The sequence below is a fragment of the Pseudoxanthomonas sp. J31 genome (genome assembly GCF_000510725.1).
Taxonomy (GTDB): Bacteria; Pseudomonadota; Gammaproteobacteria; order Xanthomonadales; family Xanthomonadaceae; genus Pseudoxanthomonas.
This window is the reverse complement of sequence record NZ_AZNZ01000004.1, coordinates 66,683-92,317: the sequence shown is the minus strand read 5'-3', so window position 1 is coordinate 92,317 and position 25,635 is coordinate 66,683. Positions and strand designations below refer to the sequence as shown.

The following is a 25,635-nucleotide window of genomic DNA, read 5'->3' as shown; positions in this document are numbered from 1 at the left end:
TCAGCGGCGCACCGCCAGGACCCCGTCCAGCGCCGGCTCGGCGCGGAAGCCGGCCTTGTCCAGGCGCCGGGCGACCTCGCGCGGCACGTCGCGGCCGCTGGTGAGGCGGTTGGGGCTGCCGGTGTAGTGGAACAGGCGGCCGCCGCGGCGCAGTACCCGCGCCAGCTGGCCGTAGAACTCCTGCGAGTACAGCTCGCCGGCGATGCCGAAGCGCGGCGGGTCGTGCAGCAGCGCATCGAACGAGGCGTCCGGCAGGCCGGCGATGGCCTGCGACACGTCGCCGTGGTTGAGCTCCAGGCGGCCGCCGGCCTCGGCGCCATCCGGGTCCGGCGACCACGGGTTGAGGGTGCGCAGCCACAGCACGCTCTCGTTCTTCTCGAACGAGACGATGCGCGCAACCCCGGCCTCCAGGCAGCAGGCGGCGAAGTAGCCGAGGCCGCCGCAGGTATCCAGCACGGTGCGCCCGCGCGGCTGCACCAGGGCCACCTTGCGCCGCGCGTCCTCCAGTGGCGATTCCTTCGCGGTGGGCAGCATCTTGATGCCGTCGATCTCGAAGGTCGGCGGGCCCCAGGGCGTGGGCACCAGCTTGATCAGCGAGCCGGCGTAGCGCGCGGCCGGTTCCCAGTCCTGGCCGTCGAAGTGGTAGATGGTGCGGTCGCGCAGCTTGCCCGGGTACGGGTACTGGCTGCCATTCCAGCTCCAGGCTTCCGCGGCCAGCGCGACCACGGCGCGGCTGCGGCCCAGGTCCAGCGAGGCCTCGCAGGTTGCCGCGCCGGCCGCGCGCGCCCGTTCCAGCGCCCGGGCGACGTCGAGGGTGAGCAGCGGGGCGTGGGGCATGGGCGAAGGGGACGGCGGGCAGGGCGGGGCATCGTACCCCCTGCCTGTCTGCGTCGCAGCCCGGCGCGGCGTGCGTTGCCCCCCGGTTCCGGTCAAGAATGGGCGCAGGGGGCCGATAGACGACGATGGCCGGCCATGCCGCCGGGAGGAGGCATGGTCCGGGATCCGGGCGGTTTCGCCCCGTTGTTCTCCACTGGCCATGCAGGAATGCACGGATGACGATGCAGGATCCCACGCCGGCTCCATCCAGCGAAGCCGAGAGCCTCCGGGCCTCGCGGCTGGCGCCGCGGACCTGGGCGCTGCTGGTGCTGCTGGCCGGGCTGCTGTGCACGGCCGAGGCCGCCCGCCGCGAGCTGGTGGCGGTGCAGTCCGAGGCCCGCGCCATGCACCGGGCCATGGGCCGTTCGGCGCAGGAACGGCTGGCTTCGGACCTCGAGCTGGCGGCGCAGGCGCTGCGCGCCATGCAGACCGTGTTCCTGGGCAGCGACCACGTCGACCAGGCCATCTTCGACCGCTACCAGGAGAACCTGCGCGCCAACGAGCGCATGCCCGGGCACGTGGTGACCGCGTTCGCGCGCCGCCATCCCGGCCCGTCCTATCCCTACGAGCTGGTCACCCCGCTGGCCGGCAACGAGATGCTGCTGGGCTTCGACAGCGCCAGCCAGCAGGCCAACCTGCAGGCGCTGGAGCGCGCGCGCGACACCGACACGGTGGCCATGTCCGCGCCGTTCCCGCTGATGCAGTACCGGGGGCGCGAGGGCGAGCCGGCGCTGGGCGTGACCGTGCGCCTGCCGGTGTACAGCCCCGGCCGCGCGCCGCTGACGGTGGCCGAGCGCCGCGAGCGCGAGCTCGGCGCGCTGGCGATCAGCCTGCGCCTGGCGCCGACCGTGCTGGGCGCGCTGGAGGGGCGGGTCCTGGAATACATGCACGTGGAGCTGCGCGACCTGGACATGCCGGACGACGACGGCCTGATCCACGCCTCCGAGCCGGGCCTGCAACCGCCGGCCGATGCCCAGGTGCGGCTGGTCGAGTTCGGCGGCCGCCGCTGGCAGCTGCTGCTGTGGCCGCGCGCGGGCAAGACCAGCTACTCCAGCGTGGCCATGGTGGCGCTGACCGGCACCGTGATCAGCCTGCTGCTGGCGCTGCTGCTGTGGACCCTGGCCAACACCCGCCGCCGCGCGGTGGAGATGGGCCGGCGCATGGGCGAGCGCTTCGGCGAGAGCGAGGCCCGCTTCCGCGCCCTGAACGAGCTGCTGCCGGCGCTGGTGCTGCTGGTGGACGCGCGCGACGGCCACATCAGCTACGCCAACCAGGCCGCGCGCCGCCAGCTGGGCGCGGTGATCGGGCAGCTGCTGCCCTCGCTGTTCGCCGACCCGGCGCTGGGCCGCGAGGCGCTGCGGGTGGCCGCGGCCGGCGGCGACTGGAGCGGGCGCGAGGCGCTGATGGTGCCCGCCCAGGGCGAGCCGTTCTGGGCGCACGCCTCGCTGGCGCCGGTGGAGGTGGATGGCGTGCCGCACGTGCTGATGGTGGCCAACGACGTCAGCGAGCAACGCAAGCTCACCGAGCGGCTGGGCTACCAGGCCGCGCACGACGAGCTGACCGGGCTGTACAACCGGCGCGAGTTCGAACGCCGCCTGCAGAAGGCGCTGGCCGGGCTGGAGGCCGACCCGTCGGCCAGCTTCGCCGTGCTGTACATCGACCTGGACCAGTTCAAGCTGGTCAACGACCTGTCCGGGCACATGGCCGGCGACCAGCTGCTGGTGGAACTGGTGCAGGCCATGCGCAGCCAGCTGCGGCCGCAGGACCTGCTGGCGCGGCTGGGCGGCGACGAGTTCGGGCTGCTGGCCCCGGCCACCGGGCCGATGCAGGCGCGCGCGCTGGCCGAGCGCATGCGCCACTGCATCGAGGACGTGGTGTTCCCCTGGGAGGGCCGCAGCTACACGGTCAGCGCCAGCATCGGCGTGGTCGTGGCCGACCGCCCCGGCGCCACCCTCAAGGACATCCTCGCCTGGGCCGACAGCGCCTGTTACCAGGCCAAGGAAAACGGCCGCAACCGGGTGCAGCTGTACCGCGAGGACGTGGACACCACCCGCCGCCAGGGCGAGATGGAATGGGCCACGCGCCTGCGCCGCGCGCTGGAGGAGGACCGCCTGCTGCTGGACTACCAGGAAGTGGTGCCGCTGGACCCGGAGCCGGGCGACCACGCGCCGCGGGTGGAGCTGCTGCTGCGCCTGCGCGACGAGGACGGCAACGTGGTCATGCCCGGGGCGTTCCTGCCGGCGGCCGAGCGCTATGGCCTGATGCCGGCGATCGACCGCTGGGTGATCCGCAACGCGCTGGCCAATGCCGACCGCCTGCACCCGCGCGGCGCCGGGCTGCGCGCCTTCGCCATCAACCTCTCCGGCGCCAGCCTCGAGGACCCGGGCCTGGCCGACTACATCCTCGGCTGCATCACCGAGTACGCGGTGCAGCCGCGGCGGGTGTGCCTGGAGATCACCGAGACGGTGGCGGTGCGCAACCTGCGCCGGGTGGTGCCGGTGATCGAGCGCCTGCGCGCGGCCGGCTGCCGCATCGCGCTGGACGACTTCGGCGCCGGCATGTCCTCCTTCGGCTACCTCAAGAACCTGCCGGTGGACATCATCAAGATCGACGGCAGCTTCATCCGCGACCTGGACAGCGACCCGGTCAGCCGCATCATCGTCAGCGCCATCGCCCAGATCGGCCACCAGCGGGGGCTGCGGGTGGTCGCCGAGTGGGTGGACGACCCGCGCATGCTGCCGCTGCTGCGCGAGCGCGGCGTGGACCTGGCCCAGGGCTTCGCCCTGCATTGCCCGGACCGGGTGGTGTTCCAGCGCGATCCGGTGCCGCCGCCGCGCTGAGCCGCGTCGTGCACCGCGGCCGGGTGCGGGCGGGCGGCGCCTGGCCGGCGCCGCCCGCCCGGGCTCAGGGCTTGCGGGCCTGCAGCACGTCCTGGGCCGCGTGCACCAGGAAGATGTAGTTGGCCGCCAGGTCGATCACGTACTCGTTCTGGCCCCAGAAGAACGGCCAGTCCTCCTTGTTCTCCGGGAAGTCCGGCTTGAGCACGAGCACGCCGGGCACCACGCCGCCGGCGATGAAGCTGAAGTCGGCGCGGTTGTTGCCGTAGGCCACCTCCTTGGAGCGCGCGCCGACCGCGGACACGAAGGAGATGTTCGAGTCCGGATGGGTGCCGTAGAGGTAGTCCAGGCCGCGCAGCGTGGGCTCGGCGTCGAACAGGTCCGGGAAGGCCTTGTGCAGGTGGTAGTTGGCGATCGCCACGCCGACCACTGCGCCGTTGCCGGCCCAGCCACCGCGGGTGATCGGCACCCCGTACGGGTTCTCGCCCAGCATCGGCGCGAACTCCTCGCGCAGGCGCTCGGCGCGCGCCCGCACCTGGGCGCGGAAGGCGTCGTCCATCTTCGGCAGCGCGGCCAGCAGCGCCGGGATGTTGAAGCCGAAGCGCTCGCCGCCGACCGAAGGCCACAGCGCGCGGATCGCCTCGGCGTACTTCGCATCGCCGGTGCTCAGCAGCAGCTGCGCGGCCGCGCGCAGCTGCTCGTCGTCCGGATGCCCGCCGGTGGTGTTGCCCACCCGGAACAGGTTCGGCTCGCGCGACTGCTCGAAGTCCCACGCCTTGCGCGCGGTCTCCAGGCACTCCTCGGCCAGGGCGTCGTTGTAGCCGCGCAGGGCGCGGCTGGCCGCGGCCAGGGCGGCGGCCGAGCCGTAGTTGAGCGCGGTGGTGGCGGTGGTGAAGGCCCAGCGGTCGTCGGCCGGCGAATCCGGGTCGTTGGGGTCGTGGACCTTGCCGTCGGTCTTGGTCGAGGCGTCGCCCAGGTGGGTGTACTGGCCCAGGTCCGGTTCGACGATGCCGGGGATGGCATGGCCGAACACCCGGTGCTGGGCGATGAGGGCCAGGGTCCCGTGCTCGATCTGCTGCAGCAGGTCGGGCTTGCCGTCCGGCACGTGGATCTCCACGTGCTTGCGCTGCTGGTCGATGCTGGTTTCGTCGCGCTCGGGGCGGAAGCGCTCCCAGGTATCGACCATCGACAGCACGGTGGCGTAGTGGGTCTGGGTGCGGATGTCGAAGTCGCCGGCGTCGAACCAGCCGCCGTAGTTCAGGCCGGGGATGTGCTCGCCGGGCTGGAACGGCGAATCCAGCTCCGGACCCTGGCCGAACAGGTCGAAGTGCTCGTGGTTGGGCGCCACCTGGCGGGCGTCGTCCATGTGCGGACGGCCGTGCCAGACCCGGTAGGCCTCGTTGACGAACATGTGGTCCATCTGCACCGGGAAGAACACGTCCAGGGTCGGATGCCAGGCCTCGGCGTAGACGTCCTCGGCGATGCGGAAGGCGTGGGTGCGCTGGCCGGCGGCCTCGATCACGTACAGGCCCGGCTCGCGCACGGAGGAGAAGTCGAAGGTGTAGTACTGGTAGCGCAGGTAGCGGCCCCACGGGGCCGGCGTGGCCGCGAGCACCTCGCTCTGGCTGCCGTCCGCGCCGATCCGCAGCAGCCGCGCCGGGCCCGGCGCCGCCGCGCGCGGATCGGTTTCCAGCACCGCGACCTTGCGCTGCGCCGGGTGGTAGCCCACCTGCGAGTGGCCGATCACCGGATCGCGGGTCCAGCCCGGCAGGGTGTGGCCTTCCACGCTCCAGTCCAGCACCGCGCCGCGCTTGCCGGCCGGCAGCAGGGTGCGCACCACGAACCAGCCGTTCTGCGCCTGGTTGCGGCCGTCGTACAGGCCCAGTTCGCCACTGCGGCTTTCGATGGTCACCCGGCGCTGCGGGTCCTCCGGCGCCAGCACCAGGCGCTTGCCGGTGGTGATCGGCAGGCGCACCGGCTTGCCCCCGGCGTCGCGCCCGGTGGGGCCGGTCGGGTAGCGCGGAAACTGGCCGCTGCGCTCGCCCTCGCCGGCGGCCACCCAGGACTTGCCGAAATAGGCCGAGGGCAGGAACTCCAGGTTGAACCCGGCGCGGCCCTGCAGCGACTTCGGCAGCGGCTTGTCCAGCAGCACCTGCACGCGCACGCCCTCGCCCTGCGGCGAGACCTGGATGCTGTATTCGAAGTTTTCCTTCGGATAGGCCAGGCGGGTGGTGACGGTGCCGGTGCGCGGATCGACCTTGCGCTCGACCAGCTGCGCCACCGGATCCCACTGCTCGGGCGTGGGCGAGAGGCGCACGTCGCCGTTGGTGGCGGTGCGCACGCCGTGGTGGATCAGCTCCACGCCGGCGTGCTTGGCGTCGGAGAACAGGCCGTCGTAGTAGTTGTTGAACACCAGCACGTCCAGGCCGGGGCGGCTGAAGTACTCCTGCTCGGTCAGGCGCAGCGGCTCGGCCAGGGCCGGCGGCAGCGCCGCCAGCAGGGCAGCGGCAAGGACGGAACGGGCGCGGATGGATCGCGGACTGCGGCGTGGCGACATTGCGTTGGGCTCCCCTCGGATTTCGATGTGAACGCTAACATCGGGTCACGGGCTAACCCAGCTGCGGTGCAGCAAGCCGCGGCATCCAGCTTCAGTCGCGGTCCGGCGCACCGAGCGGGAAGTAATGCCGGTACGGCCGCGCCTCGTCGACGGCGCGGCGCATGGACGGCCGGGCCAGCAGCCGTGCGCGGTAGGCCTGCACCCGCGTGCATCCGGGCGGGATCGGCTGGGTCCAGTCGGCATAGAACAGGAACGGGGCGGCGCCGCAGTCGGCCAGGCTGAAGTGCGCGCCCGCGGCCCAGGTGCGGCCATCGGCAAGATGCCGCTCCAGCCAGGCGTAGCTGGTCTCCAGCAGGCGCCGCGCCTCGGCCACGCCCTGCGGATCGCGCTGGCCTTCCGGGCGCAGTGCGTCGAGCACCACCTTCTGTTGCGGCGTGGACACGTAGTTGTCGAAGAAGCGGTCCAGAAACCGCACCTCCAGTGCCTGCAGGGGATCGCCTGGCAGCAGCGGGACCGGGCCGGGGTGGCGCAGGTGCAGGTACTCGATGATGGCACTGGCCTCCGGAAGGCTGCGTTCCCCGTCCACCAGCAGCGGGAAGCGGCCGATCGGCCAGCGCGCGCGCAGCGCGTCCATGTTCCCCGGCGCCTCCAGGTGGCGGTACTCGAACCGGACCTGGTTCTCGTACAGCGCCACCAGCACCTTCTGGCAGTAGGAGGAGAACGGGTGCGCGTACAGGGCAAGGCTCATCGTGGCCTCAGCGGGTGGTGGAGTCCTCGCTGCGACGCGCGGGCGCGGCGGGATTCGACACCGGCTCGCGTTCCAGCTGCGGGTAAAGCGCCAGCAACGCCAGGGCCACGCCATTGGTCCAGCCGAAGCCGTCCTGCAACGGGTACTCGCCGCCGCCACCGCCCTGCAGCGCGCCGTCGGCGTCGTACTTCTCCACCAGCTTGTGCTCGCGCCCGAACAGGGTCCTGACGTTGCCGAGGAAGCCGGCGGCGATGTCGCGCGCCAGCGCGTCCTCGCCGTAGCGGCGCAGGCCGTCGACCGCGATCCACTGCAGCGGCGCCCACACGTTGGGCGCGTCCCACTGCTGGCCGCTGTCGATGGTGGTGGTCACCAGGCCGCCCGGCTTCAGCAGCCGCGCGCGCACCATGGCCGCGGTACTGCGCGCCCGCTCCGGCGAGGCGATGCCGGCGTGCAGCGGGAACAGCGCCGCGGCGGTGGGCTGGGCGCGGACCTGGCCGTCGCGCAGGTCCAGGTCGCCGTAGTAGCCGTCCGCCTGCCACAGGTGGCGTTCGATGGCGGCGGCGCGCTCGCCTGCGCGGGCCTGGTAGTCGCGTGCGCAGGCCTGGTCGCCGGCCTGTCCGCAGGCCAGGGCGATGGTCGTTTCCAGGTGGTGCAGCAGGCTGTTGAGGTCCACCGGCACGCGCGTGGTGACGTGGATTGTGTCCAGCCGCATCGGATCGTCCAGCCAGCGGCTGGAGAAATCCCAGCCGCTTTCGGCGCCGGCGCGCAGCTCGCGGTAGACCTCGCCGGCCGGGCGGGTGGACGCGGCCGCGGTCTGGCGGTCCTGCACGTAGGATTCCGGGCGCGGGCTGTCGCGGTCGTCCCAGTAGCGGTTGAGCAGGCTACCGTCGGCCAGCCGCACCACGCGGCGATGGGCCTGCCCCGGCCGCAGGCCCTCGGCGCCATCCATCCAGAACGCGTGCTCGCGCCGCAGCTGCGGCAGGTAGCGTACCGGCGCGGCCGGCTCGAGCTTTGCCTGCAGCATCACCATGTGCGAGAAGAACGGCGGCTGCGAGCGGCTGAGGTAGTAGCTGCGGTTGCCGTTGGGGACATGGCCCCAGGCGTCGATCAGGTGGGCGAAGTTGTCGAGCATCTGCCGCACCAGCGCGTGCTGTCCGCTCTCCGCCAGGCCGAGCATGGTGAAGTACGAATCCCAGTAATAGACCTCGCGGAAGCGGCCACCCGGGACCACGTAGGGATGCGGCAATTGCAGCAGGCTGTCATGCGGCCGCGGCGCCGGGCTGCGCCGGGTCAGCAGCGGCCACAGCGCATCGATATGCGCGCGCAGGCTGTCGCGCTTGGGGATGTCGGTGGCGGCGCCCTCGTCCGGCAGCACGAAATGCCCGTCCACGAAGCGGCGCAGGTCGAAGCCGGGCAGGCCGCGCTGCTGCGCGAACGCGGCCTCGATCGTCGCCGGGTCGCTGCGCGGCACGGCGTCCACGAAGTACTTCTGGTCCGCGAACAGGCGCGCTTCCTGCACCGCGGCGAATACCGCCGGCCAGGCCTGGTCCGGCGTGCGCACGCTGCGCGCGTCCTCCGCGGCAGTGGCTGCCGGCGTGGCGGGCTGGCCGGCGAGGGGCGGGCGCGCCGCGCAGGCGCCAAGCAGCAGGGGCAGCACGAACAGCAAGCGGCGGACGGGATGGCGTGGCATGGCGGCCTCCGGGACGCGTGACCGGGCGATGTTCGCACCGGCGACGCGATGGAAGCGGCAAGGCTGCCCTCAGGCTACGTCCGCGGCCTCCACCACCGATGCGCGTGCCTGCACCGTATAGGCCTCCAGCTGCGGGAAGAACACCTCGAATCCGGCGGCGATCGCCTCTTCGTGCCGGCGCAGGTCGTCCAGGCACGCGACCAGGCGCTCGCCATTGCGCGAAAGGCGCGTGGCGATGCGGGTCACCGCCAGGTCCACGCTTTCGCGGCGCCGGTACGAGCCCAGCCAGTCGTGGGCGGCGATCCGCGGAGCCAGGCCCTGCAGCCGTTCCGGCAGGCGCGCGCGCTGCGCCAGCAGGTGGTCGTAGAAGCGCGCGGTGTAGCGGTCCAGCGGCTCGCCCGAATGCCGCGTCCAGTCGCGCGCCAGCAGGTGGTCGTAGTACACGTCCAGGGCGATGCCCGCATAGCGGCGCAGGCCGGGCGCAAACAGCGCCCGCGCCCCGGCGACCACGGGATGGTCGTCGGTGTAGCGGTCGACGCGGCGGTGGACCAGGATCTCGCGCCGCTCCACCGGACTGTAGTCGGCCAGTGCGGCCAGGCCGAACACGAAGTCGCCCAGCAGCGCGCCCAGCATCGCCTCCGGATCCGGGGCGGCCAGGTAGGTGTGGGCGAGGTAGTTCATCGCGGCGATTTTCGCATGCGCCGCCGCCGCGAAGCTGTACGCAGGCCATGGTTGACGCCCGCCTCACCGCTGGCCGCGATACTGCCAGCCATGCCCGAAGGCCCTTCCATCGTCATCCTCAGGGAAGCCGCCGCGGGCTTTGCCGGACGCAAGGTGCGGGCCGTGCATGGCAACAGCCGCGAGCCGATCCAGCGCCTTGCGGGAAAGCGCCTGGTGGCGCTGCACAGCTGGGGCAAGCACTTCCTGATGGAGTTCGACGGCTTTGCCGTGCGCATCCACTTCATGCTGTTCGGCAGCTACCGCATCGACGAGCGCAAGGCCACGCCGGCGCGGCTGGGCCTGGAGTTCACCGGCGGCAGGGAACTGAACTTCTATGCCTGTTCGGTGCGCTTCATCGAGCAGCCGCTGGACGAGGTCTACGACTGGAGCGCCGACGTGATGAACGACGCCTGGGATCCGGCGGCGGCGCGGCGCAAGCTGCGCGCGCGGCCGGACGCGCTGGCGGCCGACGCGTTGCTGGACCAGGACGTGTTCGCCGGGGTCGGCAACATCATCAAGAACGAGGTGCTGCACCGCATCCGCGTGCATCCGGAAAGTCGGATCGGCGCGCTGCCGCCGCGCAAGCTGGGCCAGCTGGTGGCCGAGGCGCGGCAGTACAGCTTCGATTTCCTCGAATGGAAGAAGGCCTTCGTGCTGCGCAAGCACTGGCAGGTGCACGCGAAGAAGACCTGCCCGCGCGACGGCACCGAACTGAGCTACCGCAAGGAGCTGGGCCTGGCGCGCCGGCGTGCGTTCTGGTGCAGCCGCTGCCAGCGGCTGTATGCCTGAGCCGTGGCAGCGCTCAGAGCGCGACCCGCGACAGCACCGCCTGCGCCGCGACTGCCGCGCACAGGGCGATGAACAGTACCCCGCACCAGCCGCGCTCGAAGCCGCGGTGCCCCGGCGAGACCAGCTTGCCCACGCCCACCAGCGCCGCCGGCAGGGCGAACAGCAGCAGCGCATGCCCCAGGCCCATCAGCGAAATGTCCATGACCGTCTCTCCCGTGACGGCGGTGGTCCACCGCCATGGCCCGATCCTCGGCCCGGCGGGCGGGGGCGGCATTGATCGCGGTCAAGCCCGGAGCGCCGGCGCCCGCGGGCCGGAGGCCCGGCATGGCTGAACGTAGGCCGGCCGGCGTGATGCGGCTGTCGCCTGCCCGGCTGCATCGCATTGTGCGATGCAGCATAATGCCGCCCATGTCCGTCTCCCCGATCCCCGACGCCTCCCCGGGCGCCCCGGCGCTTGCCGTGGGTCCGCGCCAGCGCGCCCTGATCCTCACCGGCCTGAGCCTGGGCGGTTTCGCCATTGGCACCAGCGAGTTCGCCAGCATGGGCCTGATGCCCAACATGGTCGCCGAGCTGGGCGTCAGCGAGCCGCAGGTCGGGCACCTGATCAGCGCCTACGCCCTGGGCGTGGTGGTCGGCGCGCCACTGCTGGCGATCCTTGGCGGGCGGCTGTCGCGCAAGGCCCTGCTGCTGGCGCTGATGGCGTTCTACGCCGCCGGCAACCTGGCCACCGCGCTGGGCCCGGACTACCTGAGCCTGATGCTGTTCCGCTTCATCGCCGGCCTGCCGCACGGCGCCTACTTCGGCGTGGCGGCGCTGACCGCGGTGGCGATCACCCCGCCGGAGGCGCGCGGGCGCGCGGTCAGCCTGAGCATGCTGGGCCTGACCCTGGCGATCCTGCTGGGCACCCCGCTGGCGACCTGGATGGGCCAGCTGGCCAGCTGGCGCTGGACCTACGCCTTCGTCGCCCTGGTGTCGCTGGCCACCCTGACCCTGCTGGCGCTCTACCTGCCGGCCAACGGCAAGGCCCCGCGCACCCGGGTGCTGGACGAACTGCGCGCGTTCAACCGCCTGCCGGTGTGGCAGGGCCTGCTGATTGGCGCGATCGGCTTCGCCGGCATGTTCAGCGTCTTCAGCTACCTGGCGCCGACCATGGTGCAGGTGACCGGCGTGGCCCCGGCGTGGATCCCGGTGGGCGTGGCCGGCTTCGGCCTGGGCGGCCTGATCGGCAACATGGTCGGCGGCTGGCTGTTCGACCGCCTGCGCTTCCGCGCGGTGCCGGTGGTGCTGGGCTGGGCGCTGGTGATGCTGCTGCTGTTCCCGCTGGCGGCACAGGCGCCGTGGAGCCTGCTGCTGGCCACCGTGTGCATTGGCGCGATGGGCGCGCTGGGCCCGATCCTGCAGTCGCACCTGATGGACGTGGCCGGCGAGGCGCAGACCCTGGCCGCCGCCTCGCACCATGCCGCGTTCAACGCCGCCAATGCCCTGGGCCCGCTGCTGGGCGGCATGGCGATCAGCGCCGGCTTCGGCTGGACCTCCACCGGCCCGGTCGGCGCCATCCCCGCGGTGGCCGGCATCGGCCTGTACCTGTGGGCCGCGCGCACCCGCGCCCGGCGCCTGCGCGCCGAGGCCTGCTGCCCGGCTGCCTGAGCCGCGCCGCGCCGCGATGGCGCGCTCCATACGCCCCGGGAGGGTCGTTTTCCGGCCGGACCACTTAGACTGTGGCGCTTCCGCGGCGCCCGCGCGCCCGCGTCCCTTTCCGCTTCAGAGAGAGTCCGCGTGGTCATCCATCCCAAAGTCCGAGGCTTCATCTGCACCACCGCCCACCCCGAAGGGTGCGCGAAGAACGTGCAGGACCAGATCCGCTACGTGCAGTCCCAGGGCAAGCGCGAGGGCGGGCCGAAGCGGGTGCTGGTGATCGGCGCCTCCACCGGCTACGGCCTGGCCGCGCGTATCACCGCCGCCTTCGGCTACGGCGCCGCCACCCTGGGCGTGTTCTTCGAGAAGCCCGGCACCGAGAAGAAGCCGGGCAACCCGGGCTGGTACAACTCCGCCGAGTTCGACCGCCAGGCCAAGGCCGCCGGCCTGTGGAGCCGCTCGATCAACGGCGACGCCTTCTCCGACGAGGTCCGCGCCAAGGCCATCGAGCTGATCGGCGAGATGGGCGGCCCGGTCGACCTGGTCGTGTACTCGCTGGCCTCGCCCGTGCGCCGCCTGCCGGATACCGGCGAGCTCAAGCGCTCGGCGCTCAAGCCGATCGGCCAGCCGTACAAGGCCACCGCGGTGGACACCAACCGCGACCAGGTGATCGAGGCCACGGTCGAGCCGGCCACCGAGCAGGAAGTCGCCGACACCGTGAAGGTGATGGGTGGCGAGGACTGGGAGCTGTGGATCGACGCCCTGTCCAAGGCCGGCGTGCTGGCGCCTAACGCCAAGACCGTGGCCTTCAGCTACATCGGCACCGAGATCACCTGGCCGATCTACTGGCATGGCGCCCTGGGCAAGGCCAAGGAGGACCTGGACCGCGCCGCCCACGCCATCGACGCCAGGCTGAAGCCGACGGGCGGTTCGGCCAACGTGGCCGTGCTCAAGTCGGTGGTCACCCAGGCCAGCGCCGCGATCCCGGTGATGCCGCTGTACATCGCCATCGTCTACCGGATCATGAAGGACAAGGGCCTGCACGAGGGCCCGATCGAGCAGCTGGAGCGCACCTTCCGCGAGCACCTGTACAGCGACAACCCGCCGCCGGCCGACGAGTCCAACCGCCTGCGCCTGGACGACCGCGAGCTGCGCGACGACGTGCAGCAGGCCTGCCGCGACCTGTGGCCGCAGGTCACCACCGAGAACCTGTTCCAGATCACCGACTACGCCAGCTACAAGCGCGACTTCCTGAAGCTGTTCGGCTTCGAGCGCGAGGACGTGGACTACGACGCCGAGGTCGACCCCGTGGCCGCCTTCGACGTCATCGACCTGGCCGAGTAACAGGCTCGCATCGACCTGGCATCGCATGCGGCCGGCCCCAGCGCCGGCCGCATGCGCCTGGCGGCCGAATCACGAATCCCGAATCACGAATCCCGCGCCGCGGTAGCGGCGACGACACACTCGCGCAGGTCGCTGAGCCGGAACGGCTTGGACAGCCGCACCAGCGATGGATCCAGCTCCACGTTGGTGTAGCCGGAAACCACGATCACCGGCGTGCCGGGGTTGCGGCCGACCACCTCGCGCGCCAGGTCGGCGCCGGACATGCCCGGCATCAGGTGGTCGGTGACCACCAGGGTGGGACGCAGGCCGCGGTCCAGTTCGGACAGGGCTTCCTCGGCCGAGCCGGCCTCCACCACCTCGTAGCCCATGTCCAGCAGGACGTCGGCGGTGCACATGCGCACGCCCGGTTCGTCGTCGACGACCAGGGCGATGCGCGGCGGGTTCGGTGGCGCGGTTGCCACGGGGATCTCCCTCAGGGTCACGGCTCGCCGGCGGACGGCAGCCAAAGCTCGACCATGGTGCCTTTGCCGGGTGCGCTGTCGATGTGAAGGCAGCCGCCCAGCTGCAGGGCCAGGCCGTGCGCCATCGACAGGCCCAGGCCGGTACCCTTGCCCACGCCCTTGGTGGAGAAGAACGGCTCGATCGCCCGCGCGCGGGTGGCCTCGTCCATGCCCGCGCCGGTATCGGCGACGGTGATCACCGCGTAGCGCCCGGCCGGCAGGGCGCGCGGCGCACCGGGACCGGGCACCTCGGCGCTGCGCGCGGACAGGGTCAGGGTGCCGCCCTCGGGCATGGCGTCGCGGGCGTTCACGCCGAGGTTGAGCAGGGCCATCTCCAGCTGGTTCCAGTCCGCGCGTGCCGGCGGGGTATCGGCCCCGGCGCGGACCTGGATCCGCACCCGCGGATCGAAGCTGGAGCGCATCAGCGCGCCGATCCCTTCCAGCAGCGCGCACACGTCCACCACCACGGTCTGCAGCGGCTGCTTGCGCGCGAACGCCAGCAGGCGCTGCACCAGCATCGCCGCGCGCTCCGTGGACTGCCGCGCCACGGCGATGGTGCGCGCGCGCCGCTCCGGGTTGGCGGCCGGGTCGGCCGCCAGTTCCAGCGCGGCCATGATCGGCGCCAGCAGGTTGTTGAAGTCGTGCGCCACGCCGCCGGTGAGCTGGCCCATCGCCTCCAGCTTCTGCGACTGGCGCAGGGCTTCCTCGGCGATGCGCCGCTCGGTGATGTCGATCGCCTCCTGCACCACCGCGGTGATCCGCCCGTCGGCGCCGCGGAACGGGCGCAGCGAAAGCTCCAGCACGCGGCGGCCGTCGGGCAGCACCAGTTCCAGCTCGTCGTGCACCGGCTCGCCGGCGGCCGCGCGCAGCACGCCGGCGCGGATCCGCTCCGGCATGCCCGGGGTGCCGGCGAACCAGGGGGTGTCCCAGAACGTCCGCCCGACCACGTCCTCGCGGCTGGCGCCGATCATCGCCAGCGCGGCCTGGTTGGCGTCCAGCAGGGTGCCGTCGAGGGCGCACATGCCCTGCAGCTGGAAGCTGGTCTCGAACAGGTTGCGCAGCTGCGCCTGCGACTCGGCCAGCGCCGCCACCGCGGCGCGGTGCGCGGTGACATCGCGCGCGCTGCAGTAGAACTTGCCGCCCTGCGGCGTGGCCACCCACGACAGCGTGCGGTAGCTGCCGTCGCGTGCGCGCATGCGGCACTCGAAGCCCAGCAGGGGTTCGCCGGCGTGCAGGCGCTGGCATGCCGCGGCCGCCGCCCCGCGGTCGCCCGGGTGCAGCAGCTCGCGCATCGGCCGCGCGGCCAGCTCCTCGTGGCTCCAGCCCAGTACCTGCTGCCAGGCCGGGTTGCTGCGCTCGAGGATGCCGTCGCGGTCGAACACGCCCAGCATGTCGGGGGTGACCTGCCAGTTGAGCGAGCGTTCGTGGGCGTGCTCGGCCACCCGCTGCTCGAGTTCGCGGTTGAGCTGTTCCAGCTCGGCCTCGCGCCGGCGCAGCGCCTGCTCGGTGCGGGTGCGGCGGGTGTTGTCCATGCCCACCAGCACCAGCCCGCCGATGCTGCCGTCCTGGTCGGTGAACGGCTGGAACACGAAGTCCAGGTAGTGCTCCTGCGGCGCGCCGTGCTCCGGTTCGGCGACGAAGCGTGCGTCCTGCTCGGCGTGCGGGCGGCCGCTGCGGTAGACCTCGTCCAGCACCGGCATCCAGCCCTGGCGCACCACCTCCGGCAGCGCCTCGGCCACGGTGCGGCCGACCAGGTCGTCGCGCCCGACCAGGCGCAGGTAGGCGGCATTGGCGAACTCGAAGCGGTGCTCCGGCCCGCGCAGCATGGCCATGAACGCCGGCGCCTGGTCGAACATGCGCGCCAGGCGTGCGCGTTCGTCGGCCAGCCGGCGCTGGGTCAGCACCCGCCGGGTGGTCTCGTGGGTGATGCAGAGCATGGCCACGACCCGGCCGTCGGCCTGGCGCACCGGGCTGTAGGTGAAGGTCCACCAGGTGTCCTCGGGCACGCCATTGCGCTCCATGCGCAGGTACATGTCCTCGACCCAGGTGGCGGTGCCGGACATGGCCATCTCCGCCATCCCGCGCACGTCGTCCCATAGCTCGTGCCAGACCTCGCGCAGCGGCCGGCCCAGGGCGGTGGGCTCCTTGACCCCCAGCACCGGGACGTAGGCGTCGTTGTAGAACAGCAACAGGTCCGGGCCCCAGCCCAGGCACATGGCGAAGCGCGAGCCGAGCATCATCGACAGCGAGGTCTTCAGTTCGGTCGGCCAGGACTGCGGCGGGCCCAGCGGATGCGCGGACCAGTCGTGCATCGCCACCCGGTGGGCCACGTGGCCCCCGTCGCGCAGGAATTCGGTGCCGGGGACCAGGAGCTGCTCGAGGGGCATCGCGCGCGCGGGGCAGGGGAGGGTGGGACGGATGCTGGCATATCGCGCGTGGGCCGCGTGATCACGCGCCCGGCCTGTCCGACCGGTGGCTGAGCGGGCGCGCCGGCCGGGGAACCGGCGGCCGCGCGCACGGTCTGCTGCTGTCCCCGCCCGCATTCCTTCCCGCTTGCACGAGTCCCCCGCCAGGCAGCTGCTGCCCCATGCCGTGGCCGCGGTACTGACCGCGGCGCTGCTGGCGCTGGGCGCGTGGCTGCTGCTGTGGAGCGCGCGGCCGCGGCTGGAGCCGGGGGCGCCGCTGGAGCGGCTGCAGCTGCGCCTCGTCCCGCGCGCGGTGCTGCCGTCCCTGCCGCCGCAGGACGCCGCGAGGCCGGGCCCGCAGTCGGCCGCGGGCACGACCGCGACCGGGCCGCGGCAGCCCGCCGCACCTGTACCGGCCTCCGGCGCCGCGCCTGCCCGGCAGATCGACCTGTACGACGCCGATGGCCGCATCCACCTGCCCGAGGGCACGGTGGCGCGGGTGCCGGTACCCGGACAGGACCCGCTGCAGCCCCCCAATCCGGTGGACTACCGCGGCACCCGCTTCGGCGACGACTGGATCAGCGACGGCGACATCGCCGACGTGGCCGGGCAGGCCATCGCCCGCGCCCAGGGCAAGATCGCCCGGGCCCTGCTGGGCAAGGAGATCCAGCATGCGCAGGCACGGCGACCGCCGCAGGTGGCGTTCAACCCGGCCCGCCACGAACGCCCGGCCGACCTGGGCAGCGAGGCCACCGGCGATGCCTGGCGCGCCGCGCCGATCAGTGCCGAGCCCGCGCCGGGCCTGGACGGCAGCGCCAGCCGCAGCCTGCGCGAGCAGGTGGCGCAGCTGGAGCGCGAGCATCCGCGCTGCCCGCGCGAACGCATGGAGAAGCTGCTGGAACCGCTGCGCGAGGCGCTGGCCCGGCTGCAGGCGGTGGAGCACGCGATGGCCAGGGGCGCCGACCCGGTGCGCGCGCAGCACCAGCTGCCGTCCACGGCCGACAGCGCCTGGGACCAGGGCCGGCGCGCGCTGTGGCATGCGCGCCGGCAGCTGCAGGATTGCCGCGGCTGAGGCGGCGGCGCGGCCTAGCCTTGCGCCAGGTAGTAGGGCTCGACCACGCCCTTGATCTTGATCGTCATCGGGTTGCCGCGGCGGTCGCGCGAGCGGCCCACCTGCACCCGGATCCAGCCCTCGCTCACCGAGTATTCCTCGACGTTGTCGCGCTCCTCGCCGTTGAAGCGCACGCCCACGCCGCGGTTGAGCGCTTCGGCGTCGTAATAGGGGCTGCGCGGGTCGAGGGCCAGGCGGTCGGGAGGCGTATCGGTCATCTTCGGGAAGCTGTCGTGCGTGCCGGAGCCGCCGGCGCGGTGGGTGAAGGATACCGCGGGGCGCGTATCATGCGCCTCCCGCGGCGCCCCCGCCGCCGCACCGGAGACTTGCCATGGCGCTCAAGGCCACCGTGGTCCGCGTGGACCTGCAGATCAGCGACATGGACCGCCACTACTACGCCGCCCATTCGCTGACCCTGGCCCAGCATCCGTCCGAGACCGGGGAGCGGCTGATGGTGCGGGTGCTGGCCTTCGCCCTGCATGCGCAGGATCGGCTGGAGTTCGGCCGCGGCCTGAGCACGGACGAGGACCCGGACCTGTGGCTGCGCGACTACACCGGCGACGTGCAGCTGTGGATCGAGCTGGGCCAGCCGGACGAGTCGCGCGTGCGCAAGGCCTGCAACCGCGCCGCGCGGGTGGTGGTGCTCAACTACGGCGGCCGCGCCGCCGACCTGTGGTGGGAGCGCAACGCGGGCGCGCTGTCGCGCCACCACAACCTGGACGTGCTCGACCTGCCGCCGGCGCAGCTGGAACCGCTGGTGGCCATGTACGCGCGCGGCATGCGCCTTGACGTGCAGGTGCAGGACGGCGAGGTGCGGGTGCTGGACGAGCGCGGCGCCGAGGCGGTGCTGCAGCCGGTGCCGCGGATGCGCGCACGGGAAGGCTGATGGCCGCGGCGCCCGACCGCTACGACGCCATCGTCATCGGCGCCGGCGCCGCCGGGCTGATGTGCGCGCTCACCGCCGGCCAGCGCGGCCTGCGCGTGCTGGTGGTCGAGCATGCCAACAAGCCGGGCAAGAAGATCCTCATGTCCGGCGGCGGGCGCTGCAACTTCACCAACACCAACACCAGCCCGGCCAACTACCTCTCCGCCAACCCGCACTTCTGCAAGTCGGCGCTGGCGCGCTACACGCCCTGGCAGTTCATCGAGATGGTGGACCGCCACCGCATCGCCTGGCACGAGAAGGCGCCTGGCCAGCTGTTCTGCGACGTGTCCTCCAAGCTGATCGTGCGGATGCTGCTGGACGAATGTGCCGCCGGCGGCGTGCAGTTGCTGACCCAGTGCAGCGTGGAGGCGGTCGAGCAGCCCGATGGCGGCGGCTTCCTGCTGCGCACCACCCAGGGGCGCTTCGCCGCGCCGGCGCTGGTGGTGGCCAGCGGCGGGCTGTCGATCCCGAGCATGGGCGCCACCGGCTTCGGCTACGAACTGGCGCGGCGCTTCGGCCACGCGGTGCTGCCCACCCGCGCCGGCCTGGTGCCGCTGACCCTGTCCGGCCGCCACCTGGAGCGGCTGGCCGACCTGTCCGGCGTGGCCCTGGAGGTGGAGGCACGCTGCAACGGCCGCAGCTTCCGCGAGGCCATGCTGTTCACCCACCGCGGCGTCAGCGGCCCGGCGATCCTGCAGATCTCCTCGTACTGGCAGCCGGGCGACGAGCTGCTGCTGGACCTGCTGCCCGGGCGCGACGCCCTGGAATGGCTGCAGGCGCAGCAGAAGCAGCGCCCGGACGCGGAGCTGAAGACCGTGCTGGCCGAGGCCCTGCCGCGGCGCTTCGCCCAGCGCCTGTGCGAGCTGTGGCTGCCGAACCGGCCGATGCGCCAGCTCGACGTGCCGCAGCTGCGCAAGGCCGCCGAAGTGCTGTCGGCCTGGCCGCTGGTGGCCAGCGGCACCGAGGGCTACCGCACCGCCGAGGTCACCCTGGGCGGCGTGGACACCCGCGAGGTGTCCTCCAGCACCATGGAGTCGCGCAAGGTGCCGGGCCTGCATTTCGTCGGCGAGGTGCTGGACGTCACCGGCTGGCTGGGCGGCTACAACTTCCAGTGGGCCTGGGCGTCCGGGCACGCGGCCGGGCAGGCGCTGGCCGCGGCGTGAGGGGGCGCAACGCGCGCCGGCGGCGGCGGCCGGCTTAAACGTTCAAGCACCCGCGTATTTCCTGCGCGCGGTTTCACCGCCGGGTGACGGCGCGGCTGGAAACCTCGAAGGCCACGGGAAGGCCCGGCGCGCGGGACGCGCCAGCAACAGGAACGCGACAATGCCCCAGGCACTACCGCCGGCGCGCCAGGCGGTCATGATCGACATCGACCGCGAACGCGACCACTGGCGCCAGCGCTACCAGTCGCTGCCCCGGGCCCGGGCCATGCGCAGCTTCGCCCGCTACTGGCCGGTGCTGTGCGCCGCCTACGACGTCTACCTCAACCACCCGCGCGCCGCCGCGGGCGAGCGCCTGGAGCTGTTCCTGCGCCGCGAGAGCGTGGCCATGAGCCTGCTCAGCGAGGCCGAGGCCAGCCAGGTGTTCGACCAGGTCTGGGAGCGCATCCGCGACGCCACCGCCGACTGAAGGCGCAGGCCGGCCGCGCATCCCGGCCGTGGATGCCGCCGGCCGGCGTGCCCGGCGCGCCCGCCGCCCCCGGTTTCGTCGCCCGATTCCCGGTTTCGTCGCATCCCCGGTTCCGTTCCCGGCGGCGGCCGCTATCCTCGCCCGCATCCTTCCAGCCCGCGGGCCCCACGTGTCCTCCAGCCTGTTCCTCGCGTTCCGCATCCTGTTCGCCTGGTGGGTCGCCATCTTCGTGGCCGGCTTCGTCTGGGCCGGGATGTTCGGCGGCGTCGGTGGTGTCTTCTGGCTGCTGGCGCTGCTGACCTTCGGCCTGGCGGTGCTGGGCGTGATCACCCACATCCGCCGGGTACGCCTGCTCGCCGGGCGCCTGGACGCGGCGGTGCTGGCCAACCGCCAGCAGCGGCGGATCGAGCTGCCGCTCGACGCGGAGGCCGCCTTCGACCTGGTCGCCGACGCGATCCGCCAGCTGCCGCGGGTGGAGGACATGGAGCCGCTGCGCGGCAGCCTGCAGTTGCGCGCGCGGGTGCGCCGCTCGGACCCGTTCGGCGGCGCCCGGCCCTCGCGCTGGAACCTGCTGGCGCGCTTCGCCGTCACCCACGACCGGGTGCTGGCGACCGTGCACCCGGGCAGCGGCACGGTCGGCGTGACCGTGCTGTGCGAGCCGGACGCGGCGCACTGGGTCGACCTGTTCGCGCTGGACGAAGGCAGCAACTACGAGAACGCCGAGAGCCTGCTGCGCGCGCTGTCGCACCAGGTCGCGGCGCAGCGCCGCGAGGAGCGGGCGCGCGCCGAGCGCGAGGCCACCGACAACGCGCTCACCGTGGCCCGCCTGAACCTGCTGCAGGCCCAGGTCGAGCCGCACTTCCTCTACAACACCCTGGCCAACGCCCAGGTGCTGGCGCGCACCGACCCGCCGCGCGCCGAGCAGATGCTGGGCCACCTGATCCAGTACCTGCGCCACTCCCTGCCGCGCGAGCACGACACCCTGTCCACCCTGGGCGAGGAGCTGGAGCGCACCCGCGCCTACCTTGAGATCCTCAGGATCCGCATGGGCGCGCGCCTGCAGTTGCAGGTGGAGGTGCCGGACGCGCTCAAGCAGGTGCCGCTGCCGTCGATGATGCTGCAGACCCTGGTGGAGAACGCGATCAAGCACGGCCTGGAGCCCAAGCCCGGCGGCGGCACGGTGTGGATCCTGGCGCGCCGGGCCGACGACCAGGTGGCCATCACCGTGGCCGACGACGGGTGCGGCTTCGGCAACGGCGCCAGCGCCGGCACCGGGATCGGCCTGAAGAACCTGCGCGAGCGCCTGCGCCTGACCTATGGCGACGCCGCCTCGTTCTCGATCGTGTCCAATTTCCCCAACGGGGTGGCCGCGACCGTCGCGGTGCCGGCGCCGGAGGCGCCCGCCGCGCCGCCGCCGCTGCCCCCGTTCGCCCAGCCCGGAGGTGCCGGCCATGCCTGACTGCATCGTCGCCGAGGACGAGGAGCTGCTGCGCGCCTCGCTGGTGCAGGAGCTGGCGGCGGCCTGGCCGGAACTGCGGGTGGTGGCCGAGTGCGAGGACGGCGCCGCCGCGCTGGAAGCCATCGCCGCGCACCAGCCGGAGGTGGCCTTCCTCGACATCCGCATGCCGGGCCTGACCGGGATCCAGGTGGCCGCGGCGGTGGCCCAGTCCAGCCCGCGGACCCAGGTGGTGTTCGTCACCGCCTACGACCAGTACGCGATCGAGGCCTTCGAGAAGGGCGCGGTCGACTACCTGCTCAAGCCGGTCGCGCGCGAGCGGTTGCAGGCCACGGTGCAGCGGCTGCAGGCGCGCGCCGGCGGCGGCCCCGACCAGGCCACCCTCGACGCGCTGCTGCAGCACCTGGCGCGGCGCCCGCCGCCGCCCTCGGCGCCGCCCCCGCTGGCCTGGATCACCGCCAGCAGCGGGCGCGAAACGCGGCTGATCATGCTCGAGGACGTGGCCTATTTCCGCGCCGACAACAAGTACACCGTGGTGGTGACCGCCGAGGGCGAGTCGCTGCTGCGCACCCCGCTGAAGGAACTGCTGGTGGTGCTGGACCCCAACCGCTTCCGCCAGATCCACCGCTCCACCATCGTCAACCTGGCGGCGGTGCTGTCGGTGGTGCGCGACGACAGCGGCAAGGGCCAGCTGCGCCTGCGCAACCGCAGCGAGACCTTGCCGGTGAGCGCGCCGTTCATGGCCCTGTTCCGCGGCATGTAGCCGCACCGGACCGGAAAGACCAAGGAGTGTCCCATGCACCTGCTGACCGCCCTGCTTGCGTGCCTGCTGTCGCTGTTCGGCGGCGACGGACCCGGCAGCCGCACCCGCATCGACTTCGCCCGCGCCGGCCAGGGCGTGCTGCTGAGCAAGACCACCCTGGCCGACGGGCTGGCGACCTTCCAGTGCCTGTCCAGCGGCAGCGGCGCCTGCCACTACCGCCTGTACCAGGAGATCTGCAAGGCCGCCGTCGGCGGCACCGCGCTGGAGCAGCACTGCAGCCGCCGCGAACTGGGGCGCTTCCAGCTGCATGTCGGCGCGCGCCGCCAGGTGGGCGGCCTGCCCGCGGACTTCGCCCAGTGCGTGGTCGCGGCCCAGGACGCGCCCGGGTGCGCCTGAGCCTCAGTGCGCCGTTGCGGCCAGCCGCCGCGCGCGCAGCCGCAACCAGGCGCTCTGCGCCGCCAGCAGCACGGCCGCCAGCAGGGCCATCCGCGCGGTGGGGTCCGAGCCGGGCAGGGTGGATCCGGACTGCCGCACCCACATCGCCACCAGCCCCCACAACGCCGCCGCGGCATAGGCCAGGTTGCCGCGCATGCGCGCGTTGAACCACAGCAGCAGCGCGGTGGCCGCGGCCAGCAACAGCAGCGAGGACACCAACTGTGCCTGCGGGTGGATCCAGCCGAAGGCCAGCGCGGACTGGGCCAGGTTGAGGAACGCCGCCAGCGACAGCCAGCCGGCGTGCAGCGACAGCCCCAGCCAGGACCAGAGGTGCGCGCCGCCGTGCGCACCGGCATCGGACAGGCGCACCGCCACCCATAGCAGGCAGGCCAGCGCGGCGAAGATCACCAGCAGGCAGGCCGCGAACAGGCCCTGCGAGAACAGCGGCATCCACAGCGCGGTAAGCGCGAAGCCGGCGGCGGTGGCCGGGGCGACGCGCGCCAGCAGCGGGTCGTCGCGCCACCGCGCGCGCAGCTGGCGCAGGGCGTGCACCAGGTCCAGCGCGAACACCAGGCTCCAGATCGAGAACGCGTAGCCGGCGGCCACCAGCAGGGTCGGGTAGCGCGCGGAGACCTCGCCGTTGTCCGGACCGAACACGCCGCGCTGGGACAGGAACGCCACCACCGGCATCGCCAGCGCGGCAAGCAGGACCAGTATGCGCATCGCCTCGCGCCCGCGCCGAATGGAGATGGGCCAACGCTAGCCGGCGCGCGCGGGACGTGGCGTGAAGCCCGGCCTAGGCGCCGACGCGCACGCGCTCGGCGTCCAGGTCGCCCACCGGGCGCACCTCCATCGCGCCGTAGCGCGCCCACGGGAACTGCTTGGCCAGTTCCACCGCCTCCTCCAGGGAGTCGGCCTCGATCAGGTTGTAGCCGGCCAGCACTTCCTTGGTCTCGGCGAAGGGACCGTCGTACACCCGCGCGCGGCCCTCGCGTACCCGCACCGTGCGCGCGGTGGTCGGCGGCTCCAGCTTGTTGGCGCCCAGCAGCGTGCCCTTGCCGGCCAGGTCGTCGGCCTTGCGCACGCAGTCGCGCATGTGCGCGTCGTACTCCTCCTGCGACAGCTGTCCCAGCAGGGCCTGGTCGATGTACACCAGCAACAGGAACTTCATTGGCGTTCTCCGTGGGAGGTAGGGCGCGCGGCGCTCAGGGCGGCCCGGCCTCGGCGCCGCCGCGGCGCAGCGGGTCGGGCAGGGGCTGGCCGGCGTCGACGAAGCCCAGCGACACCGAGTTGAGGCAGTGGCGTTCGTAGGTCGGCGGCGGCCCGTCGGGGAACACGTGGCCCAGGTGGCCGCCGCAGCGGGCGCATACGATCTCGGTGCGGACCATGCCGTGGCTGGTATCGCGCACGCGGCGGATGTGGGCTTCGTCGTAGGGCGCGAAGAAGCTGGGCCAGCCGGTGCCGGAATCGAACTTGGCCGAGGAGCGGAACAGCGGCAACCCGCACAGCCGGCACACGTAGGTGCCCTCGCGCTTGTTGTCCAGGAACACGCCGCAGAACGGGCGCTCGGTGCCGTGCTGCAGCAGCACGTGGCGTTCCTCCGGCGACAGCGCGGCGGCCAGGGCCTGCAGCTGCTCCGGGTCGGGCGGGGTCAGGTCGAAACGGCTCATCGGCGGCTCCGGTGGCGGGCGTCCCAGCATGCACCAGGGCGGGCGGCGGGTGAACCGGCCCGCCGCGGCCGCCGCTGACGCGACGTGCGCGGGACGCTAACACCTGCCTGCCTAGGCTGGCGGGGCGATCCCCAAAGCAGGAGGCGACATGCGAAGGATTCCCCGTGGTGCCTGGGTGCTGGTGGCCGACGGTGCGTCGGCGCGGCTGTTCACCAACGTCGGTGAGAAGGGCCAGCTGGTGCTGCACCAGGAAGCGGCCATCGCGCTGGATCCCAAGGAAGGCGAGATGCCGGCGATCCTGCCGCCGGAGGTGGGGGCCAAGGAGGCCGAGGAGGCAGGCTTCGCGCGTGAACTGGCGCGGCGCCTGAACGAGCACGCGCTCAACGGCCGCTTCCAGCACCTGGTGCTGGCGGCCGACCCGACCACCCTGGGCTACATGCGTCCGTTGCTGCACGAGGAGGTCCGCAGCCGCCTGCTGGCGGAAGTGGCGAAGAACTACACCAACCTGCGGCGCGAACAGATCGAGCAGGCGCTGGCGCCCGACTTCTGAGGTCCACGCCGCGCGCCGCCGGCCGCCGGTCCCGGGCGTTTGCCGGGGCCGGACGAAGCTTCCCATGGTCTTGCGCGTGGTCCGCTGTGCGGGGCAGCGGGGCAGGGCCAGGACCGGGCGCCGGGCGCCGGGGCCGTTCCCGGCCAGGGCGGTCACCGCCGGATCACCAGCCCGCCGCCCCCGGCCATCGGTCTGCTGGAAGCATCGGCATCAAGGCGGCGCGGGCGGCACGATGCAGTCCGCGCCGCCAATCCCTCAGGCCGCCGGCGACGGCAGCTCCTTGCGCAGCCAGTCGTCGATCATGCGCTTCTCGTAGCGCAGGGCATCGCTGTCCAGCGGCGCGCCGCGCTGCAGGTAGGACACGTCGTGCAGCTTGCGCTCGCCCTCGGCCAGCACCCGGCCGTCGGCGCCGGTGATGCGGAACTTCAGCTCCATGCGCGGCGGATAGTGGTCGCGCATGAAGCGCACGTGGTCCAGGTTCGGACCGCGCCACGGCTCGTAGCGGCCGGCACGCTGGATGTCGGTGATGGTCACTTCCATGCGCGCGCCCTCGGGCAGGCGCTTGGCGGCGTTCTTCTGCAGGTGCCGGGCCAGCTCGGCGACCCAGTCGCCATGCGCGGCTTCCCAGCGGTTGCCGCTGTAGCGCAGGTCGGAGAACTGCGCCGGGTCCTCCCAGGACACGCTGACCGGATCCTGCTCCGGCAGCGCGCGCGGGGCATCGGGATCGGTGACGCTCCTGGCGGCCGGCGCCACGGCCGGCAGCGCGGCCAGGGCCAGCAGCAGGAGCATGGATGGGGCTTTCATGTTCCGCTCCGGTATCGCGTTGACCTGCAGCGAATATGCGCCCGCGCGCATGTCCCGGCAAGGTGGCGCGGGCCAGCCGTTGCGGTCGCTTCAGGCGCACGGCGCAACGCTTTCCTTGCGCCGGATGGCCCCGGAACCACGCCTTCCGACACGGTGCGCGAGGGGCGCACGGCGCTAGAATCGCAGGTCCG

The 25,635-nt window shown here is 72.8% G+C and carries 25 protein-coding genes; 12 read left to right on the top strand and 13 right to left on the bottom strand.

Annotated features, from left to right (window positions below; translation table 11 throughout):
• The gene (locus tag PSEJ31_RS0107755; RefSeq protein ID WP_028915131.1) at positions 1 to 837 is read right to left on the bottom strand and encodes an MnmC family methyltransferase; all 837 of its coding nucleotides are present in this window, start codon (positions 835 to 837) and stop codon (positions 1 to 3) included.
• Between the two features lie 215 nt (positions 838 to 1,052).
• Between PSEJ31_RS0107755 and PSEJ31_RS0107750 the strand changes: the two genes are divergently transcribed.
• On the top strand, positions 1,053 to 3,716 hold the full coding sequence (locus PSEJ31_RS0107750) for an EAL domain-containing protein (RefSeq protein ID WP_028915130.1): 2,664 nt from the start codon (positions 1,053 to 1,055) through the stop codon (positions 3,714 to 3,716).
• Between the two features lie 64 nt (positions 3,717 to 3,780).
• Here the strand turns inward: PSEJ31_RS0107750 and PSEJ31_RS0107745 are convergent, their stop codons facing one another.
• The 4 genes from PSEJ31_RS0107745 to PSEJ31_RS0107730 form a co-directional block, all read right to left on the bottom strand.
• Positions 3,781 to 6,270 (bottom strand): glycoside hydrolase family 9 protein, encoded by a 2,490-nt coding sequence (locus PSEJ31_RS0107745; protein WP_019399086.1) that lies wholly within the window; start codon positions 6,268 to 6,270, stop codon positions 3,781 to 3,783.
• A gap of 91 nt (positions 6,271 to 6,361) precedes the next feature.
• Positions 6,362 to 7,018, bottom strand: a complete 657-nt coding sequence (locus PSEJ31_RS0107740; RefSeq protein WP_019399087.1) for a glutathione S-transferase family protein — start codon at positions 7,016 to 7,018, stop codon at positions 6,362 to 6,364.
• 7 nt (positions 7,019 to 7,025) lie between these two features.
• Positions 7,026 to 8,708, bottom strand: coding sequence for an alpha,alpha-trehalase TreA (gene treA, locus PSEJ31_RS0107735; RefSeq protein WP_037034793.1), 1,683 nt, complete (start codon positions 8,706 to 8,708; stop codon positions 7,026 to 7,028).
• 69 nt (positions 8,709 to 8,777) lie between these two features.
• Positions 8,778 to 9,389 (bottom strand): ACP phosphodiesterase, encoded by a 612-nt coding sequence (locus PSEJ31_RS0107730; protein WP_028915128.1) that lies wholly within the window; start codon positions 9,387 to 9,389, stop codon positions 8,778 to 8,780.
• 90 nt (positions 9,390 to 9,479) lie between these two features.
• Between PSEJ31_RS0107730 and PSEJ31_RS0107725 the strand changes: the two genes are divergently transcribed.
• The gene (locus PSEJ31_RS0107725; RefSeq protein WP_019399090.1) at positions 9,480 to 10,217 is read left to right on the top strand and encodes a DNA-formamidopyrimidine glycosylase family protein; all 738 of its coding nucleotides are present in this window, start codon (positions 9,480 to 9,482) and stop codon (positions 10,215 to 10,217) included.
• Between the two features lie 13 nt (positions 10,218 to 10,230).
• On the opposite strand, the gene PSEJ31_RS0107720 is transcribed toward PSEJ31_RS0107725, so the two are convergent.
• Complete coding sequence (locus PSEJ31_RS0107720; RefSeq protein ID WP_019399091.1) at positions 10,231 to 10,419, bottom strand: hypothetical protein; 189 nt, start codon at positions 10,417 to 10,419, stop codon at positions 10,231 to 10,233.
• A 206-nt stretch (positions 10,420 to 10,625) separates the two neighbouring features.
• Here PSEJ31_RS0107720 and PSEJ31_RS0107715 point away from each other — a divergent pair, with 206 nt between their 5' ends.
• On the top strand, positions 10,626 to 11,864 hold the full coding sequence (locus tag PSEJ31_RS0107715) for an MFS transporter (protein ID WP_037034790.1): 1,239 nt from the start codon (positions 10,626 to 10,628) through the stop codon (positions 11,862 to 11,864).
• Between the two features lie 129 nt (positions 11,865 to 11,993).
• On the top strand, positions 11,994 to 13,196 hold the full coding sequence (fabV, locus tag PSEJ31_RS0107710) for an enoyl-ACP reductase FabV (protein ID WP_019399093.1): 1,203 nt from the start codon (positions 11,994 to 11,996) through the stop codon (positions 13,194 to 13,196).
• Positions 13,197 to 13,279: 83 nt separating this feature from the next.
• On the opposite strand, the gene PSEJ31_RS0107705 is transcribed toward fabV, so the two are convergent.
• A complete protein-coding gene (locus PSEJ31_RS0107705) occupies positions 13,280 to 13,657 on the bottom strand; it encodes a response regulator (RefSeq protein ID WP_028915126.1) in 378 nt (125 codons plus the stop codon).
• A 17-nt stretch (positions 13,658 to 13,674) separates the two neighbouring features.
• Entirely contained in the window at positions 13,675 to 16,083 is a 2,409-nt protein-coding gene (locus PSEJ31_RS0107700) for a PAS domain-containing sensor histidine kinase (protein WP_028915125.1), read from the bottom strand.
• 166 nt (positions 16,084 to 16,249) lie between these two features.
• On the opposite strand from PSEJ31_RS0107700, the gene PSEJ31_RS0107695 reads away from it, so the two are divergent.
• Positions 16,250 to 17,173, top strand: a complete 924-nt coding sequence (locus PSEJ31_RS0107695; protein WP_028915124.1) for a hypothetical protein — start codon at positions 16,250 to 16,252, stop codon at positions 17,171 to 17,173.
• A gap of 14 nt (positions 17,174 to 17,187) precedes the next feature.
• On the opposite strand, the gene PSEJ31_RS0107690 is transcribed toward PSEJ31_RS0107695, so the two are convergent.
• Positions 17,188 to 17,430 carry a DUF3297 family protein gene (locus PSEJ31_RS0107690; RefSeq protein ID WP_019398298.1) on the bottom strand — a complete coding sequence of 81 codons (243 nt, stop codon included), beginning with the start codon at positions 17,428 to 17,430 and terminating at the stop codon, positions 17,188 to 17,190.
• A gap of 113 nt (positions 17,431 to 17,543) precedes the next feature.
• Between PSEJ31_RS0107690 and PSEJ31_RS0107685 the strand changes: the two genes are divergently transcribed.
• The 6 genes from PSEJ31_RS0107685 (at position 17,544) to PSEJ31_RS0107660 (ending at position 22,381) form a co-directional block, all read left to right on the top strand.
• Positions 17,544 to 18,098 carry a YaeQ family protein gene (locus PSEJ31_RS0107685; RefSeq protein WP_019398299.1) on the top strand — a complete coding sequence of 185 codons (555 nt, stop codon included), beginning with the start codon at positions 17,544 to 17,546 and terminating at the stop codon, positions 18,096 to 18,098.
• Positions 18,098 to 19,300 (top strand): NAD(P)/FAD-dependent oxidoreductase, encoded by a 1,203-nt coding sequence (locus PSEJ31_RS0107680; RefSeq protein ID WP_028915123.1) that lies wholly within the window; start codon positions 18,098 to 18,100, stop codon positions 19,298 to 19,300. The genes PSEJ31_RS0107685 and PSEJ31_RS0107680 overlap by 1 nt, the downstream gene beginning before the upstream one ends.
• Positions 19,301 to 19,460: 160 nt before the next feature.
• Positions 19,461 to 19,766 carry a hypothetical protein gene (locus PSEJ31_RS0107675; RefSeq protein ID WP_037034778.1) on the top strand — a complete coding sequence of 102 codons (306 nt, stop codon included), beginning with the start codon at positions 19,461 to 19,463 and terminating at the stop codon, positions 19,764 to 19,766.
• 169 nt (positions 19,767 to 19,935) lie between these two features.
• A complete protein-coding gene (locus tag PSEJ31_RS0107670) occupies positions 19,936 to 21,225 on the top strand; it encodes a histidine kinase (RefSeq protein WP_028915121.1) in 1,290 nt (429 codons plus the stop codon).
• Entirely contained in the window at positions 21,218 to 21,985 is a 768-nt protein-coding gene (locus tag PSEJ31_RS0107665) for a LytTR family DNA-binding domain-containing protein (RefSeq protein WP_028915120.1), read from the top strand. Before PSEJ31_RS0107670 ends, PSEJ31_RS0107665 begins: the two co-directional genes overlap by 8 nt.
• Before the next feature lie 33 nt (positions 21,986 to 22,018).
• The gene (locus tag PSEJ31_RS0107660; RefSeq protein ID WP_019398304.1) at positions 22,019 to 22,381 is read left to right on the top strand and encodes a hypothetical protein; all 363 of its coding nucleotides are present in this window, start codon (positions 22,019 to 22,021) and stop codon (positions 22,379 to 22,381) included.
• A 3-nt stretch (positions 22,382 to 22,384) separates the two neighbouring features.
• On the opposite strand, the gene PSEJ31_RS0107655 is transcribed toward PSEJ31_RS0107660, so the two are convergent.
• The 3 genes from PSEJ31_RS0107655 to msrB all read right to left on the bottom strand — a co-directional run bounded on the left by PSEJ31_RS0107655 (position 22,385) and on the right by msrB (position 24,090).
• Positions 22,385 to 23,143 (bottom strand): hypothetical protein, encoded by a 759-nt coding sequence (locus tag PSEJ31_RS0107655; RefSeq protein ID WP_028915119.1) that lies wholly within the window; start codon positions 23,141 to 23,143, stop codon positions 22,385 to 22,387.
• A 73-nt stretch (positions 23,144 to 23,216) separates the two neighbouring features.
• Positions 23,217 to 23,591, bottom strand: coding sequence for a YciI family protein (locus PSEJ31_RS0107650; RefSeq protein WP_019398306.1), 375 nt, complete (start codon positions 23,589 to 23,591; stop codon positions 23,217 to 23,219).
• A gap of 34 nt (positions 23,592 to 23,625) precedes the next feature.
• Positions 23,626 to 24,090, bottom strand: a complete 465-nt coding sequence (gene msrB / locus PSEJ31_RS0107645) for a peptide-methionine (R)-S-oxide reductase MsrB (protein ID WP_019398307.1) — start codon at positions 24,088 to 24,090, stop codon at positions 23,626 to 23,628.
• A 148-nt stretch (positions 24,091 to 24,238) separates the two neighbouring features.
• On the opposite strand from msrB, the gene PSEJ31_RS0107640 reads away from it, so the two are divergent.
• Positions 24,239 to 24,640, top strand: coding sequence for a host attachment family protein (locus PSEJ31_RS0107640; RefSeq protein ID WP_026010608.1), 402 nt, complete (start codon positions 24,239 to 24,241; stop codon positions 24,638 to 24,640).
• A gap of 255 nt (positions 24,641 to 24,895) precedes the next feature.
• Here PSEJ31_RS0107640 and PSEJ31_RS0107635 read toward each other — a convergent pair whose 3' ends face one another.
• A complete protein-coding gene (locus tag PSEJ31_RS0107635) occupies positions 24,896 to 25,429 on the bottom strand; it encodes a DUF3016 domain-containing protein (RefSeq protein ID WP_125077337.1) in 534 nt (177 codons plus the stop codon).
• Between the last annotated feature and the right edge of the window lie 206 nt (positions 25,430 to 25,635).

What these genes read in the sequence shown, in the direction of transcription:
- PSEJ31_RS0107685 (WP_019398299.1), top strand. Translation starts at nt 17,544, where the DNA reads ATGGCGCTCAAGGCCACCGTGGTCCGCGTGGACCTGCAGATCAGCGAC.
- PSEJ31_RS0107700 (WP_028915125.1), bottom strand. Translation starts at nt 16,083, where the DNA reads ATGCCCCTCGAGCAGCTCCTGGTCCCCGGCACCGAATTCCTGCGCGAC.
- msrB (WP_019398307.1), bottom strand. Translation starts at nt 24,090, where the DNA reads ATGAGCCGTTTCGACCTGACCCCGCCCGACCCGGAGCAGCTGCAGGCC.
- PSEJ31_RS0107680 (WP_028915123.1), top strand. Translation starts at nt 18,098, where the DNA reads ATGGCCGCGGCGCCCGACCGCTACGACGCCATCGTCATCGGCGCCGGC.
- PSEJ31_RS0107755 (WP_028915131.1), bottom strand. Translation starts at nt 837, where the DNA reads ATGCCCCACGCCCCGCTGCTCACCCTCGACGTCGCCCGGGCGCTGGAA.
- PSEJ31_RS0107750 (WP_028915130.1), top strand. Translation starts at nt 1,053, where the DNA reads ATGACGATGCAGGATCCCACGCCGGCTCCATCCAGCGAAGCCGAGAGC.
- PSEJ31_RS0107640 (WP_026010608.1), top strand. Translation starts at nt 24,239, where the DNA reads ATGCGAAGGATTCCCCGTGGTGCCTGGGTGCTGGTGGCCGACGGTGCG.
- PSEJ31_RS0107660 (WP_019398304.1), top strand. Translation starts at nt 22,019, where the DNA reads ATGCACCTGCTGACCGCCCTGCTTGCGTGCCTGCTGTCGCTGTTCGGC.
- PSEJ31_RS0107690 (WP_019398298.1), bottom strand. Translation starts at nt 17,430, where the DNA reads ATGACCGATACGCCTCCCGACCGCCTGGCCCTCGACCCGCGCAGCCCC.
- PSEJ31_RS0107655 (WP_028915119.1), bottom strand. Translation starts at nt 23,143, where the DNA reads ATGCGCATACTGGTCCTGCTTGCCGCGCTGGCGATGCCGGTGGTGGCG.
- PSEJ31_RS0107715 (WP_037034790.1), top strand. Translation starts at nt 10,626, where the DNA reads ATGTCCGTCTCCCCGATCCCCGACGCCTCCCCGGGCGCCCCGGCGCTT.
- PSEJ31_RS0107650 (WP_019398306.1), bottom strand. Translation starts at nt 23,591, where the DNA reads ATGAAGTTCCTGTTGCTGGTGTACATCGACCAGGCCCTGCTGGGACAG.
- PSEJ31_RS0107745 (WP_019399086.1), bottom strand. Translation starts at nt 6,270, where the DNA reads ATGTCGCCACGCCGCAGTCCGCGATCCATCCGCGCCCGTTCCGTCCTT.
- PSEJ31_RS0107720 (WP_019399091.1), bottom strand. Translation starts at nt 10,419, where the DNA reads ATGGACATTTCGCTGATGGGCCTGGGGCATGCGCTGCTGCTGTTCGCC.
- PSEJ31_RS0107725 (WP_019399090.1), top strand. Translation starts at nt 9,480, where the DNA reads ATGCCCGAAGGCCCTTCCATCGTCATCCTCAGGGAAGCCGCCGCGGGC.
- PSEJ31_RS0107635 (WP_125077337.1), bottom strand. Translation starts at nt 25,429, where the DNA reads ATGCTCCTGCTGCTGGCCCTGGCCGCGCTGCCGGCCGTGGCGCCGGCC.
- PSEJ31_RS0107730 (WP_028915128.1), bottom strand. Translation starts at nt 9,389, where the DNA reads ATGAACTACCTCGCCCACACCTACCTGGCCGCCCCGGATCCGGAGGCG.
- PSEJ31_RS0107675 (WP_037034778.1), top strand. Translation starts at nt 19,461, where the DNA reads ATGCCCCAGGCACTACCGCCGGCGCGCCAGGCGGTCATGATCGACATC.
- PSEJ31_RS0107665 (WP_028915120.1), top strand. Translation starts at nt 21,218, where the DNA reads ATGCCTGACTGCATCGTCGCCGAGGACGAGGAGCTGCTGCGCGCCTCG.
- PSEJ31_RS0107740 (WP_019399087.1), bottom strand. Translation starts at nt 7,018, where the DNA reads ATGAGCCTTGCCCTGTACGCGCACCCGTTCTCCTCCTACTGCCAGAAG.
- treA (WP_037034793.1), bottom strand. Translation starts at nt 8,708, where the DNA reads ATGCCACGCCATCCCGTCCGCCGCTTGCTGTTCGTGCTGCCCCTGCTG.